This window comes from Phycisphaeraceae bacterium, from assembly GCA_019636675.1.
Lineage (GTDB): Bacteria > Planctomycetota > Phycisphaerae > Phycisphaerales > UBA1924 > JAHBXC01.
Window position 1 is genome coordinate 1,346,538 of the sequence record JAHBXC010000001.1, and the last position, 16,354, is coordinate 1,362,891.

A 16,354-nucleotide genomic window follows, 5' to 3' on the forward strand; every position below is an offset into this window, starting at 1 on the left:
CAGAGAAGATATCGCTTGCGCCAAAGACCTTGCCTCTTCCTGCTCCCTGCTGCCTGCTCCCTACTCCCTTCCGCGCACCACCATCGTCCTCATCTCCGTGAGATGGTCGATCGCCCAGCGCGGGCCCTCGCGGTCCACGCCGCTGTCCTTGACGCCGCCGTAGGGCATCGCGTCGACGCGGCTGGTCGGGACATCGTTGATCACCACGCCCCCGACCTCGAGCGCGTCCCACGCGTGCATCGCGCGGTCGAGACTCGGCGTGAACACACCCGTCTGGAGGCCGTAGGGCATCGCGTTCACGCGCGACAGCGCCTCGCCGAACTCCTCGAACGGTTCGAGCGTGCACGCCGGCCCGAAGACCTCGTCCCTTGTCAGGCGTGAGCCCTTCGCGGGATTCTCGATGATCGTCGGCTTCACGAAGCGCCCGTCGCGCTGACCACCGGCGAGCACCTTCGCGCCGTCGCCCGACGACTCGTCGATCCACTCCTTCACGCGCTGCGCGTCGCCCTCGCTGATGAGCGGGCCCGTGAGCGTCTTCTCGTCGAGCACGTCGCCCGTCGTCACCGCCGCCGCCCGCTCTTGCAGCAGCCCGCGCAGCTCGCCCAGCACGCTCGTGTGCGCGAACACGCGCTGCACGCTGATGCAGCTCTGCCCGGCGAACGCGAACGCGCCCCAGACGATTCGGTCCGCCGCGCGCTCGAGCTCCTTCCCGCGCACGCCCTCGTCGACGAGGCAGCACGCCACGCCCCCGAGCTCGAGCACGACGCGCTTCTTGACCGCCTTCGCGCGCAGGCCCCAGCCGACCTCGCCCGAGCCGGTGAACGAGAGCGTCTTGAGGCGTTCGTCCTCGACCAGCGCCGACGCGTCCTTGCTCGCGAGCGGGAGGATCGAGAACCACGCCTCGCAGCCCTTGGGCAGGCACTCCCTCGTCGCGTCGCGCAGGATCTCGCCCAGCAGCGCCGTGGTCGCCGCCCCGTGGCTCGCCGGCTTGAGCACGAAGGGGCAGCCGACCGCGAGCGCCGGGCCGATCTTGTGCGCCGCCAGGTTCAGCGGGAAGTTGAAGGGCGTGATGAACCCCACCGGCCCCACGGGCACGCGCCGGATATACGCGCTGTATTTCTCGCCCGGGACGGTCGCGTCGAGGTTCTGGATCACGCCGTCGAGGCGCGAGCACAGCTCGGCGGAGCCCGTGAAGGTATCGACCGCGCGGTCCGTCTCGGCGCGCGCCAGCGCGATCGGCTTGCCGACCTCGATCGCCATCGTGAGCGCGATCTCCTCTTTCCGCTCGCGCAGCAGCGACGCGATCCGCGTCAGCGCCGCGCGCCTGGCGTGGGCCGGCGTGGACCTGAACCGCTCGAACACGCCGGCCGCCCCCTCGATCGCGCGGGCGAGATCGTCTCGCGAGGCCTTGCTGACCGAGGCGACCGTCTCGCCGCTGCGCTTATCCGTGAGCGGGAGCGACTCGGCGCGCGTGTGGGCCTCGCCCGCGAGGAAGGCCGGGTACGACTGGCGCAGATCCATGGTGCTCTCCTTTGGCGTTCGTCGCGCCGTCAGCGCAGATCGATGACTTCGCCCTGGCGCAGCGCCCTGATGTCGCTGCTCGCCGGGTCGAAGTCGTCGGGCAGGTGGATCAGGCGCATCTTGCGCCGGATCTCCTCGGGCAGGGCGTTGAGGGTGTCGATCGGGGTGTGCGCCGGGCCGGTGTTGGCCTCGTGCACGATGAGGTCGGCCTGGGCGAGCCAGTCGATGTGCTCGCGCTCGTACGCCGTGTCGCTCGCCCAGCCCAGCGTCGCGCGTCCGTCCGAGATGAGCAGGCCCATCGTCGGGATGGGGTGGGTGGTCCAGCGGGCCCGGACGGTCAGGCCGGCGACGCTGGCCTCCTCGAACCGCGCCGGGCCGGGCTCGATGGTCCTCAGGTCGAAAAACGTCTCCATGGACCGCGTCGAGGGCCCCTGCTGCCCGGAGCGCCGACCCTCGCCGCTCATAGCCGGGGCGAGTTTGCCCCACAGGCGCGCCGCGGTCCAGGGGCTGGTCCAGACCCTGGGTTTCGTGGGCGTCTCGCCCCGCTCGCGCATCATCCATCGCCAGAAGCCGAAGGACTCCAGACCGTTGCTGTGGTCGCCGTGGATGTGGGTCAGGAGGATGTCGTCGATCTCGTGGGCGCCGACCGGCGTCTCGAGGGACGCCGTGCCCTCGCGCAGCACGCGATGGATCGGATCGGGGCAATCCAGCAGCACAGCCCCCCGGGGCCCCAGAAGGAGTGCGCTCGAGCCGAAATACTTTCCGGTGAAGGCGTCGCCGACGCCGAGAATAACGATCCGCACTGGTCTACGACCTCCGCTCGTCGGGACGCATCGTCGCCGACGAGGACCTTTCGCCGCTGCCGCCTTGCCGCGACGCCGGCCCGTCCGCTTGCACTGTACCCCACACGGTGCTCCAATGCTGCCCATCCCCATCAGGGCAGACAGGGTCCCCCCCCTCCTCCACCCCTCTCTCGTGCAGGTTCAACCCTTGACCTCGACCACCCAACCGACAGTCCGGCACGACCCCGCCCCCGACCCGCGCAGGCGCCCGGCCGCGACCCTCCTCGTCGCCGCCCTCCTCGCGACCAGCGGCGGCGCGTCGGCGCTCGCCCAGTCGCAGGACGTCCAGCGCCTCCAGCGCCTCGAGCAGCAGATGCGCGACCGCGACGTCGAGAACCGCATGAACGCGCGCCTCGGGCAGAAGATCTCCGAACGCGCCATCATCGACGTGGGCGTCATCGGGCGCGCCGGCCTCTTCGTCATCGACGACTCCTTCAGCGAGTCGCACACCCTGCGCCAGTACGAGGCCAGCGTCTTCCTGCGCGCCGACTTCGACGGCGCGCACCGCTTCTTCGGGCGCCTCCGCTTCCAGTACGACGACTGGAACTCCGGTGACTCCTTCGACGGCGACGGCGACGACTTCAACGACCCCGTCGTCGACCGCGCCTTCTACGAGTTCGACTACCGCGGGCTCATCGAGGCCCAGGGCAGCTCCTCACCCGACTTCAACCTCAATCTCCGCGCCGGACGCCAGTACATCCAGTGGAACAGCGGGCTCACCCTCAGCGCGCCCCTCGACGCCGGGCAACTCACCCTCGAGTTCGGCGAGTTCACCTTCACCGCGATCGGCGGTCGCACCTCCACCCGCGACCTGATCGACTTCGACGGCTCGCGCCCATCCTTCGACAGCCGCACGGCGCGATGGTTCTACGGCGGGCAGCTCGACTGGCGCGTCAACGCCAACCACACCCCCTTCATCTACCTCCTCGCGCAGGAGGACGACAACGACGACGGCACCGTCGACATCGGGGGCTTCTTCCCGACCGCCTTCGATTACAACTCCCGCTACCTCGGCATCGGCTCCAAGGGCGCGCTCAGCCCCTCCTGGAGCTACAGCGTCGAGGGCGTCTACCAGTTCGGCGACACCCTCAGCAACTCCTTCATCGACGGCGGCGTGCCCGTCCAGCAGACGCGCGACGACATCTCCGCCTTCGCCGCCATCGCCTCGCTCACCTACCTCTTCCGCGACGACCGCGACACGCGCCTCGACTTCGACATCATCGCCGGATCGGGCGACGACGACCGCCTCGACGCCAGCAACACCTTCGGCGGCAACGCGCCCAACACCAAAGACAACGCCTTCAACTCGCTCGGGTTCGTCAACACCGGCCTCGCGCTGGCGCCGACCGTCTCCAACCTCCTGACCCTGCACGCAGGCATCAGCAGCTCGCTCCTTGTCAACCGGACCACCCGGCGAGGCGACCTCCGCGCCGGCGCAGACCTGTTCATCTTCAACAAGCTCGACAAGGACGCGCCCATCAGCGTCGCGACCGACGACAGCCATTACGTCGGCTTCGAAGTCGACTTCTTCGTCGACTGGCGAATCTTCTCCGACCTCTTCGCCACCGTCCGCTACGGCGCGTTCTTCCCGGGCGCCGCCATCCCGGGCGACCAGGACAAGCGACGCGACTTTGTCTATATCGGAGTCACCTATGCGTTCTGACCTCGCCGCACTCTCGCTCGTAGGCGCGATCGCGCTGGGCGCCATCGCCGGCTGCGCGCGCACCAGCGTCGATTCCTCGCTCGTCGCGCGCGACGAGCTGCGCGCCGACGAGCTGGAGTTCTTCGCCCAGCTCGACACCCAGCCCATCGTCACCAACGACGACGCCCTCCACGCGTTGTTCCTGTTCGCGACCGGCGAAGACCCCCACGAGACCTACGAGCAGCGCGTCGACGCCGCCCGACTCAAGGGCTGGATCCCCCTCAACGACACCCCACCCGCCACCGAGTCCGTCTCGGTCGGAACCGTCGCCGTCGCGCTCACGCGCATCACCGGCGTCCGCGGCGGGGTCACCATGCGCCTGCTGGGGCCCACCCCCAGGGCCGCGACCCGCGAGCTGATCTTCCTCGATGTCCTGCCCGATCGCACCGAATGGCAGGCGCTCAGCGGCGCCGAGTTCGTCGAGGTCCTCGGACGCGCCGAGCGGCTCCTCGCCGGGGCGAGACCCTCCTCCCTCGAGGACAGCCTCCGCCAGATCCAGGAGCGGGGCGTCCTGGAGGAGCCGATCCGCGACATCCAGCAGGAACGCCAGCGAACCCCCCGATAACCCCCCGGCCCTCCCATCCCCCCGGGGCGGCAGGCGCCAACCCTCGATCCCGCCGGATTTCGGGATTTCCGCTCGCCCGGGCCCGGTTTTGTCGTAGAATCTCTCCAAGGCAAGGAGTCGGCTCGACTCGCGGGAGGTTCGTTCGCATGCTCGCCAGGAAACTCACGTTCGTCGCTGCACTCGCGGCCGCTGCGGCCGCGCCGGTCGCGTTCGCGCAGGACGCCTCCCCGCAGACACCCCCCGAGGCGCTCCTCGATCTCCCGGACACCCCCGCAACCCCGGAGGCCGAAGCCCAGCCGGGCGAGAATGCGCCTGTCGCGCTCGAGGCCCTCGTGATCTTCGTCGAGGGACGCGGCGCACGCTGGCGCCCGACGCCCACGGACGACTGGCGCGCCGTCAAGGTCGACGACCTGCTGCCCTCGGGCGCGCAGATGTCCACCGGGCTGCGCTCCAACGTCGGCCTGCGCGTCGGCAAGAACGCCACGCTGCTGGTCGATTCCGCGTCCGACATCACCCTTGCCGCGATCGAAGAGATCGACGGGCGCCTCATCACCCGCGCGATGCTCAACCGCGGATCGGCCGACTTCAAGGTCGACCAGGTCGGCCTCGAGAACGACTTCGTGGTCCTCACGCCCAGCAGCACCCTCGCCGTGAAGGGCACGGGGTTCCGCATGGCCTACGGCCCGATGCGCGGCGCCGAGGTCGAGGGCCTGCGCTCCAACAGCATCAACGCGATCGAGCTCGGCTACTTCACCTTCTCGCGCAAGGTCGCCCTCTCGGGTCGCGCGATGTCGTCGAGCCGCATGCCCGACCCCGTGCAGGCGGCGCTGAACAACACCGTCGCGCCGCCCCCGTCGACCTCGCCCGCCGACACCACTTCCGCCGACGCGCAGGGCTCCTCGCAGGCGCAAGCCGTGCGCAACAACCAGCAGGTCGCCCTCGAATCCACCGTGCTGCAGAGCCTGCTCTCCTCGCTCTCGTTCGGCGGCGGCGGCGTGCTCGGCAACCAGCCGCCCAACCCCGGCAGCAGCGCCGGGCCCCCCATCGGCCCGCTCGGCGGCCAGTCGCTGCCCAGCGCCGGCCCGCGACCCAGCGCCGGCCCGCGCCCCTCGAACTGACCGGCCCCTCGCCCGCTATCCTGCGAACAAGCACCCCACGCGGCGTCGTTCACGCCGCGTTCTTGCGCGCAGATCCACCGTGCCGCGACCGCCCTCAGCGCCCAGGCAACGACGCGTCCTCCTCCCGGGCCTCCTCGGCGCGCTGCTGCTCGCGCTGCTCGCGCACCTGGGCGTCTTCGACCCGTTCGAGCGCCGCTCGATCGACGCGCGGTTCCGGCTCGCCCAGCCCCACACCGTCGCCCTCTCCGACCAGATCCGTCTGGTCGACATCGACGACGGCGCGATCGAATCCGTCGGGCGCTGGCCCTGGAAGCGCTCCGTCCTCGCCGACGCGCTCGACGAGCTGACCCGCGCCGGCGCGCGCACCGTGGCGTTCGATCTCCTCCTCGATGACCCCAGCGAGCCGGAGTGGGTCGCCGGCGCAGCGGGCGAGACCTTCACCCGCGCCGACCACGACGCCGCACTCGCGCGCGCCCTCGCCGACGCGCACGCCGTCCTCGCCGTCGACGCGCCCTTCGAGATGGACGCCTTCCAGACCGCCGCGACCACCACCCGGCGCGAGATCGCGAACACCGTCTTCCGTCACTTCCGCGCCGATCTGTCCAGGCCATTCGTGCACCCCGACGGGCTCTTCCTCTACCCCGACATCCGCCTGCGACGGATCCAGCACCTCGCCGCCCTCGCGCTCGCCCTCGAGCACCGCGCAGCGCTCCCAACGACATCTCCCGACGACCTCGCGGACCTCGTGCGCGTCGCGGCGCCCTCGATCGCGGCCGACACCGGGCGCTTCGCCGAGCGCTCGCTCCTCGAGCGCGCCGCGACGCAGGCGCACTCCCTCGCGATCCTCTCGTCGCGCGCCGGCGCGCCCCTGCCCACGCGCCTCGACCTCGACGACGCGATCGGGTACGCGCGCGTCACGCCCCCCCAGCCCGCGCTCGCGCAGGGCGCGTCGGCCTTCGGCTTCGTCAACTTCGCCCCCGACCCCGACGACGCGGTCCGACGCATGCGCCCCACCCGCGTCGTGACCGATTCACTCTCGCTGCCCCAGTTCGGGCTGGCGGCGGCCGCGGCGTACCGCGACGAAGACCCGGCGACCGCGATCCGCGTCGCGAGCGGTTCGGTCGAGACGCTCGGACGCTCCATCCCGCTGCGCGACGGGCGCATGCTGATCTCGTGGCCCTCGCACAGGGCGCACCGCGATCGCGCCGGCGAGCAGCGCCTGTCGATCGGCGTCTGCGCGAGTCTCGCCGAGAACCGGCGCACGCTCGATCGCCTCGTCGCGCAGCGCCGCGCGATCGTCGCGTCGATCAACGATGTCCCCGAGGACAGTCTTACCGATCGCTCGTTCGCCGCCGCCGCCGAGCTCAGCGCGCTGCGGATGGACGAGTTCCGCGAGATCCTCGACGAGGGCGTCGAGCTCAGCGCCGAGGAGCTGGAGTACATCGCGCCGTACGAGCGCTTCACGCGCCTCCAGCACGCGATCGAATCGGGCGAGCGCGAGATCGCCCAGGCGCAGGCCGAGCTGCGCCGTCGCGTGGAAGGGCGCCTGTGCTTCGTCGGCTGGAACGCGTCGGGCGCGATCGCCGACTTCGTGCCCACCCCGCTGGGGGCGCGCACGCCCGGCGTCGATGTCCACGCGACCCTCGCCGATATGGCGCTGACCGGTCGCGCCAAGGCCCTGGCGCCGGGCTGGTTCGGCCCGTTCTTCTCCCTCGCGATGGGGGTGCTCGCCGCGTTGCTGGTCGCGTCGTTGCCGACATCGCTCTCGCTGCTGGGCCTGCTCGCGATCGCGTCGGCGTGGCTGCTGGGCGCCGGGTACGCCGGCTTCCGGAGTTTCGACCTCGCGATGCCCCTCGTCGGGCCGCTCGTGTCGCTCGTGTCGGTGTGGGGTCTCACCACGGCGCTCGACGCCGCCGCGTCGCGCGCGGATCGCCTGCGCATCTCGCGCCAGTTCAAGGCGCGCGTCGCGCCGCAGCTCGTCGACCGGCTCGCCGCCAACCCCGACGCGCTCGCCGTCGACGGGCAGCAGCGCGAGATCACCGTCCTCTTCCTCGATGTCGCCGGCTTCACCGCGCTCTCCGAGAAACTCGACGGGCCCCAGACCGTCGCGACCATCAACGAGTGCATGCGCGCCTTCACCGGCGTGCTCACGAAGGCGGACGCCTATGTCAACAAGTTCCTGGGCGATGGGCTCATGGCCTTCTGGTCCGCCTTCGACAACGACGCGTCCCAGGCCGACAAGGCCGTCGCCGCCGCAGGCGCGTGCCTCGACGCGATCGAAACCGTCAACGCCCACCGGCGCGAGCGCGACCCCGACGCGATGGCCCTCTCTGTCCGCGTGGGCGTCGCCACCGGCGTCGCGGTCGTCGGGGACTGCGGCGCCCCGCCCGAACTCAACGACTACACCGCGATCGGCAACGCCGTGAACCTCGCCGCCCGCCTCGAGAGCGCGTGCAAAGCGTTCGGCGCCAAAGCGATGATCGACGGGCGCACGCGCGAACTCATGAAACAGCCCCCGGCGCGCACCCTGCGCCGGCTCGGGCGCGTCGTCGTCATCGGGCAGTCCGTCCCGGTCGAGATCTTTGAACTCCGAAACGACACCCCCGACGAGCAGCGGGCCTCGCACTGGGCGACGACGCTCGGGCTCTTCGAGGCCGCGAACCTCGACGACTGCCTGCGAGCGCTCGACGAGCACCTCGCCCGCTTCGGCCGGGACGACGCCGCCGATCGCCTGCGCGACGCGATCGAAGACCTGCGCGAAGGCGACGACCCCCTGGCCGCGCCCCTCTCGATCCGGCTCCGCTCGAAATAACCTGTTCTCAGCCCCCGCCCCGGCGCGTCACTCGGCGCGGCGGATGATCAGCGAGGTCCGGTCGTCGTCGGGCGGTGCGCCCTTCGTGAACCGATGCACCGCGTCCTCCACGGCGCGCAGCACCGCCTCGGCGCCCCCGGTCGCGTGCTCGCGCACGATCTCGCAGACACGCTTGCACCCGAACTGCTCGCGCGACTCGTCCATGCTCTCGTAGAAGCCGTCCGACAGGGCCAGGAACGAGTCCCCGGGCCCCAGCGCGATCGGCCGACGCAGCGGGAGTTCGAGGTCGCGCATGATGCCCATCGGAAGCACATCCGCGTCGAGCACCTCGAAGCGATCCTCCGCGGCGCGGTGGATGACCAGCGGCGCCTGCCCGGCGCTCATCGAGTGCAGCGTGTGCGTCCGCGCGTCGAGCACGCCGATCCACGCCGTGATGAACCGCCCCGTCACCAGGTCGTCGCACAGCTGCTCGTTCATGTGGCGCGCGAGCCGGTCGAGCTCGGCGCCCAGACGCACGCCCATCCGCAGCATCGATCGCGCCTGCGTCACCGACAGGGCCGGGCCCACGCCGTGGCCCGTCGCGTCGGCCATCAGGAACAGCGCGCCGTCGGCCTCTTTGCCCTTGCCTGCCACGCGCCAGCGACCGTTGTCGTTCCAGAGGGCCACAGCGTCGTACGCGTCGCCGCCCGTGCGGTCCGCCGGCTCGCTGCGCCCGGCGATCTGATAGCCCTTCAGCCGGGGCAGGTCCGTCGGGAAGGTCTGCTGCTGCAGTCGGCGCGCGACCTCGATCTCGCGCTCCAGCTTCTCGCGCACCAGGCGGTCGCGCAGGAGTCTCGTACGCTTCATCGCCACCGCCGCCTGCGACGCGAGCGCCTGCGCGATCTCTTCGTCGTCGGCGTTGAACGGGCGCCCGCGCTTGTTCAGGATCTGCGCCACGCCGATCAGCTCGCCGTCGACGCCCATCAGGGGCGCCGCCAGGATCGACCGAGTCGTGAACCCGGTCTGCTTGTCCACCTCTCGGTTGAATCGCGGGTCGGCGTAGGCGTCGGGCACATTGATGACGCGCTGGTGGCGCGCGCACTCCCCCGCGATGCCGCGGGTGATGGGGATGCGGATCCCGCCCTCGCGCGTCGGGTCGTGCGCCGGGGTGTCGAGCGGCGGCGCGTCGCCGTTGGGCGTCGCGCTCGCGGCGGATGGGGACGCCGTCAGCCCGTGCGCGACGGTCGTGAAGAGCTCCGCGTTGGTCGCGTCGAACTCGAACACGGTCGCGCGCTCCGCGTCGAGCAGGTCGCGCATCGCGTCGATGATCACCGACAGCACCTCGCGAAGGTCGTCGGTCGCCGACAACGCCCGAGCGACCGACAGCAGGCGTCGCATCGCGTCGCTCGCCAGCCCGGGCGCGCCGTGCGCATCCGGGGTTGATACCTTGCTCGTGGTGGGAGCCGTTGTCATGACCAGGCCGCGAGGGGACGGTCGCGGCACGCCGGATTGTACCAGATCCTCGATCCCGCCCAAACCCCCTTCAGGCGCCTGCAAGGGCGATGCTCCGCCCAAGACGCCACCGGTACTCGATCGGCGCGACCCGCGTGGCGACCTCCACGACCGGGCGCCCCCTCCCCAGACCATCGAGAAACCCGAACCGCGCCGACTCGATCCGCACCAACCGCTCGTCCCATTCGGACTCGGCGCGGAACACCTCCGCGAGGCGCAGCCGCCGCCCGTCGGCGCTCGGCGCCAGCCCCATGGGACGGTACTTCAGGAATCCTCGCGCCTCCTCGACGCTCGCGAAAGGCGAACCCGGCGCCAACGCCCCCGGCTCGTCCACGACCACGCACTCCGCGTCGCCCCCGCCGTCGCGTGAGCGCACCGTCCATCGCTCCGCGACACCCTCTCGCGCACGCTCCACCCGAGCCCGGTGGAAGCGGAAATCGGACACGAGGTTCCCCGGCCCGCAGATCAGGGCACGGTCCGCGTCGCTGCGCAGGAAGTACAACCCCTGCACGCCCGATCGCCCCGTCGCGCTGGAATCATCCGCCTCCACCATCAGCCGGATCGCGGCGTGGTGGTACGACACCCCCAACATCCGTGGCGTGCCGCGCGGACGCATCGAGTCGAGGTGGCACAGCACGATGTTCCAGAACGCGTGCGTCTCGCCGGTTCTCGCATCCGTCTTCGTCAGCGGGCGCAGGCCTCGCGGCACGAGATTGCGCACCGCTTCCAACTCTGTCCGCAGCGAGATCAGCACGCAGTGATCGATCTTCCCGCGCATCGTCACCGGGAAGGGAAGCGGGATCTTCATGCCCAGTATCCCAGCGGGCGCGCGAGCGCGAGCAGCAGCAGGCCGAACACTCCGTTCATCACCACGACCCACAGCAGCGCCGCCCGGCGCGTAGGCATCCCCAGCGCCGGCGCCCTGCTCGCGAAATACACGCCCATCAGGATGTCAGAGCCGGCCAGCAGGCCGAGGTGCGCTCCGAGCAACGCGCCCGGCGAAGGCGGCACGAACGACGCGATCAGGTTCCACCCCGCCGCCAGTAGCAAGGGGATCTCGCCGAACGCGATCGTGACGAGACACGCGTCAAACCACGCGACGAGTGTGCGCCGATCGGGCGAGGCCGCCTTCAGCACCGCCCCGAGGATGGGCCAGCTCAGCGTGGACGCGATCGCCACGCCGATCGCGAGGGGCAGGAGCCATTCGGGTCGCTGCTCGGGCGCGAGCATCGCGAAGCTCGCGGCGTAGGTCGCGGTGCCGACAAAGGCGAAAGCGAGCAACGCCGCGCGTCTCATCTCACTCCGCGAGTCTCCACTCCGCGCCCTCGCGCTCGACCCGCCTGTACAGCGTGTCCCGCTCCACCGGGGTGAAGCCCGCCTCGCGGATCGCCCGCTGCAGGTCCCACACGCTGGATTCCTGGTGCGTGTTGGCCCCGCCCACCTTCGTGATGTCGTACCACACGACCGTCCCGTCGATGTCGTCGGCCCCGGCCTGCAGCATGAGCTGCGCCATCGAGAGCGTCTGCATGATCCAGAACGACTTCACATGGGGGAAGTTGTCGAGCATCAGCCGCGCGACGGCCAGCGTGCGCAGGTTCTCGACGCCGGTGGGCCCGGGCAGGTGCTCCAATTCGCTCGCGTCGGGGAAGAAGGGCAGCGGGATGATCGTCTGGAAGTACCCGCCCTTGGCGCTCATCGCCGGGGTCGGCTGCGAGACGCCCTCGCGCGTGAGCGTGATCGCGCCGTTCGCGTCGGCGCTGTAGCCCAGCCGCGCCAGCGCCTCGTCCTGCGAGCGCCGGAGCATGTCCATGTGGAACAGGCGTTCGTCGCGTCCCTCGATGTGCCCGTAGAGGATCGTCGCGTTCGTGTTCAGCCCCAGCTCGTGCGAGGCGCGGTGGACATCGAGCCACACATCGCTGCGGATCTTGCCCTTGAACGCCTCGTCGTGCACGCGATCGTCGAAGACCTCGGCCCCGCCCCCGGGCAGCGAGCCGAGACCCGCGTCCTTGAGGTCCTTGATGGTCGCGCGGATGCCCTCGTAGCGCTCGGGCCCGGCGGTCGCCTTGTACCGCTTGCTGAGCTTGGCGAAGTGCACGATCTCGACCGCCGTGAACGCCTTGATGTGCAGCTTCGGCGCCGCCTCCTTCACGGCGCGCAGCATCTCGAGGTAGAACTCGAAGGGCAGGTAGGGGTGCAGCCCGCCCACCATGTGCACCTCGGTCGCGCCGTTGTCCTGGGCCTTCCTCGCCTCGGCGGCGACCTGGGCCGCGTCCATCTCGTACGCGCCTTCCTGCCCGCGCTTGCGGTGGAACGCACAGAACTTGCACGACAGCGCGCAGATGTTCGAGTAGTTGATGTGCCGGTTGATGTTGTAGTACGCCGCGTCCCCGTGCAGGCGCCTTCGGACGATGTCCGCGAGTTCGCAGAGCGTCCACAGGTCCTGTGTCGCGTAGAGCACTCGCCCGTCGTCCATGGACAGGCGCTCGCCGCGCATCACTTTGGCGCGGATCGCGTCGAGTCGCGGATCGGCGTGGCCCGCGCCGGGCCGGTCGAGGGGCGTCGCGAAGGCGGCGGAAGCGGCGGTGCTCATGGGGGATGATAGGGAGCGGCGGGCGCGCAAAAACAAAGCGGCGCCGGACCTGTGCATCCGGCGCCGAGGGGAATCGTGGATATCCGGACCCGGTCAGCTCGTCATGAGCAGGGCGCGGTCGGGCGTCATGGGGCCCGAGCCGGGCATGATGGCGAGCGTCGCGGTGGTGAGGCCCTGGAGGGCCAGCTCGCGGATGCTCACGCCGCCGCCGTGGGAGAAGCGGGTGACCTCGCGCTCGACCTGCCCGTTGGCGTTGAGAACGACGAGACGGTACCCGTCGTCGCGCTGGGGGAGGAAGTTGCAGACGAGGAAGGCGTTGGCGCCGGCCTCGTCGACGACGAGACGGGCCTGGACGCCGGCGGCGTCCTCGTGGACCGCGTTGAAGGACCGGAACTGCGAGGCCGGGTCGGTGAGGATCGAGGCGAAGCGCGCGCCGTACTGCTCGGCGATGGCCTTGACCGCGGCGTCGCCGGCGATCGCCTCGCGGATGCCGTCGTACTGCTGCGACTGGCGGACGAGCGCGACGCCCAGGACCGCCGACGCGGTGAGCAGGCCGATGCACGCGGCGCGCCACAGGGGCGACACGTTGCGCTGCAGGGCGAGGGTGAAGAACCCGATCTTGCGCGAGACGTGGTCGGAGAACTCTCCGGCGCGGGCGGCGACGATCGCGTCGCGCACCGACGAGACGACGCGCCCCTTCAGGCCGATGGGCGCCTCGACCTCGGGCAGCCATTCGTCGGACTGCACGGCGTGCGCAGCGCGGAGCTGCTCGCGACGGACCTGCGCCTGCACCGAGGGCGGCGCGGCGCGGAACGCGCGCTCGAATTCACGGCGCTCTTCGTCGTCGAGAAGACCGAGGACATCCAGCGACGCAAGTTCAAAGAGGTCTCGAGTAATCATGCCGCCATCTCCTCGCCACTCCCCCTCTCCCTGAGACGCACGAGCGCGCGACTCAAGGCAGATTTGATCGTTCCCAGAGGCTTGTTCAACTCAATCCCGATCTGCCGCAGGGTCATACCGTCGAGGTACGAACGGGTGACAACGATCCGCTGCAATTCGGGCAACTGTTCGATCTTCTTCATCAGCGCGGCGAACCGTTCGTCGCGCTCCACGCCTTCGCCCACCACCTCGCCGGACGCCTGGGGAGGCATCGCGTCGCTGAGTGTGGACGCCTTGATCCGCGCTTTCTGGCGCCGCAGACGATCGACAAGGATGCGCCGCGACAACATCATCACCCAGGTCACCAGCGCCGCACGCTTGGGGTCGTACCGACCCGCGGTCCGCCAGAGCCGGACAAACACTTCCTGGACCGCGTCTTCCGCGTCGGACCGCGTGGGCATCATCTGATACGCCATGCGATAGACCAACGGACCAAAACGGTCGTATAGCTCGCTGACCGCGGACTCATCGTCCAAGCTGACGCGCTGCATCAGCTCGTAGTCCGCGTCGAGTTGGGCGGCCCGATCACTCATCCCATCTCCGAGCCCTGCGGGGGCTCGCCCGACCAAGACCGGCTACCCACTGCCGGCACAGGTCTCTGTACGCCGGGATCTTTGGTTCGGATCCCGCGTCCACCCATTTCGTCGCCAAACAATACCCTGAAACCGTCCGAGAATCTTCCCCAAAGATTCCCCGACTGTTTACCCGATTTGGGGGTTGTGCCGATGAGAAGGTTCGGGTAGACTTTGAGGTGTACGGGCCCCGACGCCCGTCACCAAGTGGAGGTGAGCGCCTTGACGACATACAGCGCTCTGTTGAAGGGCCCCGCGGCGGAAGCCGCTCTACGACGTCCGATGAACGCGACCATGTCGCGCGTGTCTGTCAATGCACGCGCCGGCTTCTCGCTCATCGATCTGCTCGTTTCGATCGTCATCATCGGTCTGCTGATGGCGATCATGCTGCCCGTGCTCACCCACGCGGCCGAGGCCTCTCGCCGCGTCGCCTGTCGCTCCAACGTTCGACAGATGGGTCTTGGCCTCGCGCTCTACGCCGAGGACAACAACGGGCAGCTCCCTCGCAGCGAATTCGCCGCCGGCGCAACCCCCGACACCTATCGCCCCCACCAGATGATGCTCCTCCACGCCGGCAAGGGCCCTGGCGACTGGGATGGGCTCGGCTGGCTCTACGCCGCGGATTACCTGCGGACCCCCACGCTCTACTACTGCCCGAGCCATCGAGGCATGCACTCGTTCCAGAACTACGAGGTCGCCTGGCTGAACAACTCCGTCGCGATCGTCGGCAACTACCACTTCCGCGCATTGGTCGGGCCGGTGTACCTCACCGATCTCTCCCCCAACATGGCGCTGATCTCCGACGGCATGCGCACCGCGCAGGACTTCAACCACACCATCGGCGCCAACGTGCTCCTCGCCGACCTCTCGGTCGCGTGGGCCGCCGATCCGGACGGGTCCATCCTCCAGTCGCTCCCGCGCACCGAGGCAGACGCCACCGCCGCTGAAGCGGTCGCCCGCGCGTGGCACATCCTCGAGGACGGCAACGACGGTCGCTTCCCGGGCCTTCCCTGGAACCCCAACACCCCGACCGGCCCAGGCAATGCGCAAGGCCTCGGCGCGCACCTGCGCTGATCCCGGGCGTCCAACCCACTGATCCACCCAGCAACGCCGCGAACCCTCGCGGCGTTTCTCATTCCGCGGCGCGCTCGCCGGGGTATCCTTCAACTCGCCACCCGCTTAACGGAGCCACGCACGCATGCGACGCGACCTTCTTTCCTTCGCCGTCCTCGCTTCCTCGTTCCTCGCCGCCGACGCTATGGCACAGCTCACCCCCGACCGGATGTACTACGGCAAGAGCCGCTCGATCCCCATGACCGTCGAGGTCCCCACGGGGACAACCGGCCCGGTGCAGATCCGGCTCTTCCAGCACGGGGCCGCCCAGCCGGCCGAGACCGCCGACGCCGACGCTGGCAAGGTCGACCTCGCCGGGCTGTTCCCCGTCCTGTGGACGACCAGCAGCCCGCGCCTCCTCTACGCCCAGCTCTTCGTGGGCGAGGCGGCCATCGGGGCGCCGGTCGTGCTCCAGCCCCTCACCACCCCCAAGTACGCCCAGGGCACCAACCCGGCCAACGCCACCATCAACTGGCAGGCGACGCCCGGCGCCGTCTACTCGGGCCTGCGCGCGTACACCGACAAGCACGTCGTCATGGAAACCTCCGAGGGCGAGATCCGCTTCGCGATGCGCCCCGACGAGGCGCCCAACACCGCGTTCAACTTCCTCCACCTCGTCGAGAGCGGCTTCTACACCGACATCATCTTCCATCGCATCGTCGCGATGACGCGCAACGGCGCGCCCTTCGTCGTGCAGGCGGGCGACCCCACCGGCCAGGGCTCGGGCGGGCCCGGGTACTTCATCGACCTCGAGGCCAGCAACCTCCTGCACACCTTTGGCGTGCTCTCCATGGCGCGCTCCAACGACCCCAACTCTAACGGGTCGCAGTTCTTCATCGCGCTCTCGCGCGAGGGCACCTCGTTCCTCGACGGGCGATACACCGGGTTCGGCGAAGCCGTCTCCGGCGCCGATGTCATCCTCAAGCTCGAGCAGTCCCCCGTCCGCGGCGAGCGCCCGATCGAGCCCCCGGTCATCCGACGCGCCTACACCGTCGACGCGCCGCCCTTCACCGAGCGACCCAAGCCCGTGACGCGACCGATCGACGCGACACCCGCGCGCTGATCGCCGCGACTCGACAACCCCGAACC

General features: G+C 70.1%; 14 protein-coding genes. 6 read left to right on the forward strand and 8 right to left on the reverse strand.

Annotation, left to right across the window (positions count from 1 at the left end; genetic code table 11):
- Window positions 1–60: 60 nt before the first annotated feature.
- Window positions 61–1,521 carry an aldehyde dehydrogenase family protein gene (locus tag KF684_05825; protein ID MBX3352434.1) on the reverse strand — a complete coding sequence of 487 codons (1,461 nt, stop codon included), beginning with the start codon at window positions 1,519–1,521 and terminating at the stop codon, window positions 61–63.
- Between the two features lie 29 nt (window positions 1,522–1,550).
- A complete protein-coding gene (locus KF684_05830; GenBank protein MBX3352435.1) occupies window positions 1,551–2,324 on the reverse strand; it encodes a hypothetical protein in 774 nt (257 codons plus the stop codon).
- Window positions 2,325–2,511: 187 nt separating this feature from the next.
- On the opposite strand from KF684_05830, the gene KF684_05835 reads away from it, so the two are divergent.
- The 4 genes from KF684_05835 to KF684_05850 all read left to right on the forward strand — a co-directional run bounded on the left by KF684_05835 (window position 2,512) and on the right by KF684_05850 (window position 8,560).
- Window positions 2,512–4,026 (forward strand): alginate export family protein, encoded by a 1,515-nt coding sequence (locus tag KF684_05835; GenBank protein MBX3352436.1) that lies wholly within the window; start codon window positions 2,512–2,514, stop codon window positions 4,024–4,026.
- Entirely contained in the window at window positions 4,016–4,630 is a 615-nt protein-coding gene (locus KF684_05840) for a hypothetical protein (GenBank protein MBX3352437.1), read from the forward strand. Before KF684_05835 ends, KF684_05840 begins: the two co-directional genes overlap by 11 nt.
- A 146-nt stretch (window positions 4,631–4,776) precedes the next feature.
- Entirely contained in the window at window positions 4,777–5,748 is a 972-nt protein-coding gene (locus KF684_05845) for a hypothetical protein (GenBank protein MBX3352438.1), read from the forward strand.
- Window positions 5,749–5,827: 79 nt separating this feature from the next.
- On the forward strand, window positions 5,828–8,560 hold the full coding sequence (locus tag KF684_05850; protein MBX3352439.1) for an adenylate/guanylate cyclase domain-containing protein: 2,733 nt from the start codon (window positions 5,828–5,830) through the stop codon (window positions 8,558–8,560).
- A 27-nt stretch (window positions 8,561–8,587) separates the two neighbouring features.
- On the opposite strand, the gene KF684_05855 is transcribed toward KF684_05850, so the two are convergent.
- The 6 genes from KF684_05855 to KF684_05880 all read right to left on the reverse strand — a co-directional run bounded on the left by KF684_05855 (window position 8,588) and on the right by KF684_05880 (window position 14,113).
- A complete protein-coding gene (locus tag KF684_05855; protein ID MBX3352440.1) occupies window positions 8,588–10,042 on the reverse strand; it encodes a SpoIIE family protein phosphatase in 1,455 nt (484 codons plus the stop codon).
- 40 nt (window positions 10,043–10,082) lie between these two features.
- Window positions 10,083–10,859, reverse strand: a complete 777-nt coding sequence (locus tag KF684_05860) for a DUF2071 domain-containing protein (GenBank protein MBX3352441.1) — start codon at window positions 10,857–10,859, stop codon at window positions 10,083–10,085.
- A complete protein-coding gene (locus tag KF684_05865) occupies window positions 10,856–11,347 on the reverse strand; it encodes a hypothetical protein (protein MBX3352442.1) in 492 nt (163 codons plus the stop codon). Before KF684_05865 ends, KF684_05860 begins: the two co-directional genes overlap by 4 nt.
- Window position 11,348: 1 nt before the next feature.
- Complete coding sequence (locus KF684_05870) at window positions 11,349–12,641, reverse strand: CofH family radical SAM protein (GenBank protein ID MBX3352443.1); 1,293 nt, start codon at window positions 12,639–12,641, stop codon at window positions 11,349–11,351.
- A gap of 93 nt (window positions 12,642–12,734) precedes the next feature.
- Window positions 12,735–13,541, reverse strand: a complete 807-nt coding sequence (locus tag KF684_05875) for a hypothetical protein (protein MBX3352444.1) — start codon at window positions 13,539–13,541, stop codon at window positions 12,735–12,737.
- A complete protein-coding gene (locus KF684_05880; GenBank protein ID MBX3352445.1) occupies window positions 13,538–14,113 on the reverse strand; it encodes a sigma-70 family RNA polymerase sigma factor in 576 nt (191 codons plus the stop codon). The genes KF684_05875 and KF684_05880 overlap by 4 nt, the downstream gene beginning before the upstream one ends.
- A gap of 321 nt (window positions 14,114–14,434) precedes the next feature.
- Between KF684_05880 and KF684_05885 the strand changes: the two genes are divergently transcribed.
- Window positions 14,435–15,226, forward strand: a complete 792-nt coding sequence (locus KF684_05885) for a DUF1559 domain-containing protein (GenBank protein MBX3352446.1) — start codon at window positions 14,435–14,437, stop codon at window positions 15,224–15,226.
- A 124-nt stretch (window positions 15,227–15,350) separates the two neighbouring features.
- Entirely contained in the window at window positions 15,351–16,328 is a 978-nt protein-coding gene (locus KF684_05890) for a peptidylprolyl isomerase (protein MBX3352447.1), read from the forward strand.
- Window positions 16,329–16,354 lie beyond the last annotated feature (26 nt).

Excerpts from the sequence above, each read along its gene's own strand:
- KF684_05825 (MBX3352434.1), bottom strand. The coding sequence starts at position 1,521 with ATGGATCTGCGCCAGTCGTACCCGGCCTTCCTCGCGGGCGAGGCCCAC.
- KF684_05840 (MBX3352437.1), top strand. The coding sequence starts at position 4,016 with ATGCGTTCTGACCTCGCCGCACTCTCGCTCGTAGGCGCGATCGCGCTG.
- KF684_05845 (MBX3352438.1), top strand. The coding sequence starts at position 4,777 with ATGCTCGCCAGGAAACTCACGTTCGTCGCTGCACTCGCGGCCGCTGCG.
- KF684_05860 (MBX3352441.1), bottom strand. The coding sequence starts at position 10,859 with ATGAAGATCCCGCTTCCCTTCCCGGTGACGATGCGCGGGAAGATCGAT.
- KF684_05865 (MBX3352442.1), bottom strand. The coding sequence starts at position 11,347 with ATGAGACGCGCGGCGTTGCTCGCTTTCGCCTTTGTCGGCACCGCGACC.
- KF684_05870 (MBX3352443.1), bottom strand. The coding sequence starts at position 12,641 with ATGAGCACCGCCGCTTCCGCCGCCTTCGCGACGCCCCTCGACCGGCCC.
- KF684_05875 (MBX3352444.1), bottom strand. The coding sequence starts at position 13,541 with ATGATTACTCGAGACCTCTTTGAACTTGCGTCGCTGGATGTCCTCGGT.
- KF684_05880 (MBX3352445.1), bottom strand. The coding sequence starts at position 14,113 with ATGAGTGATCGGGCCGCCCAACTCGACGCGGACTACGAGCTGATGCAG.
- KF684_05885 (MBX3352446.1), top strand. The coding sequence starts at position 14,435 with ATGAACGCGACCATGTCGCGCGTGTCTGTCAATGCACGCGCCGGCTTC.
- KF684_05890 (MBX3352447.1), top strand. The coding sequence starts at position 15,351 with ATGCGACGCGACCTTCTTTCCTTCGCCGTCCTCGCTTCCTCGTTCCTC.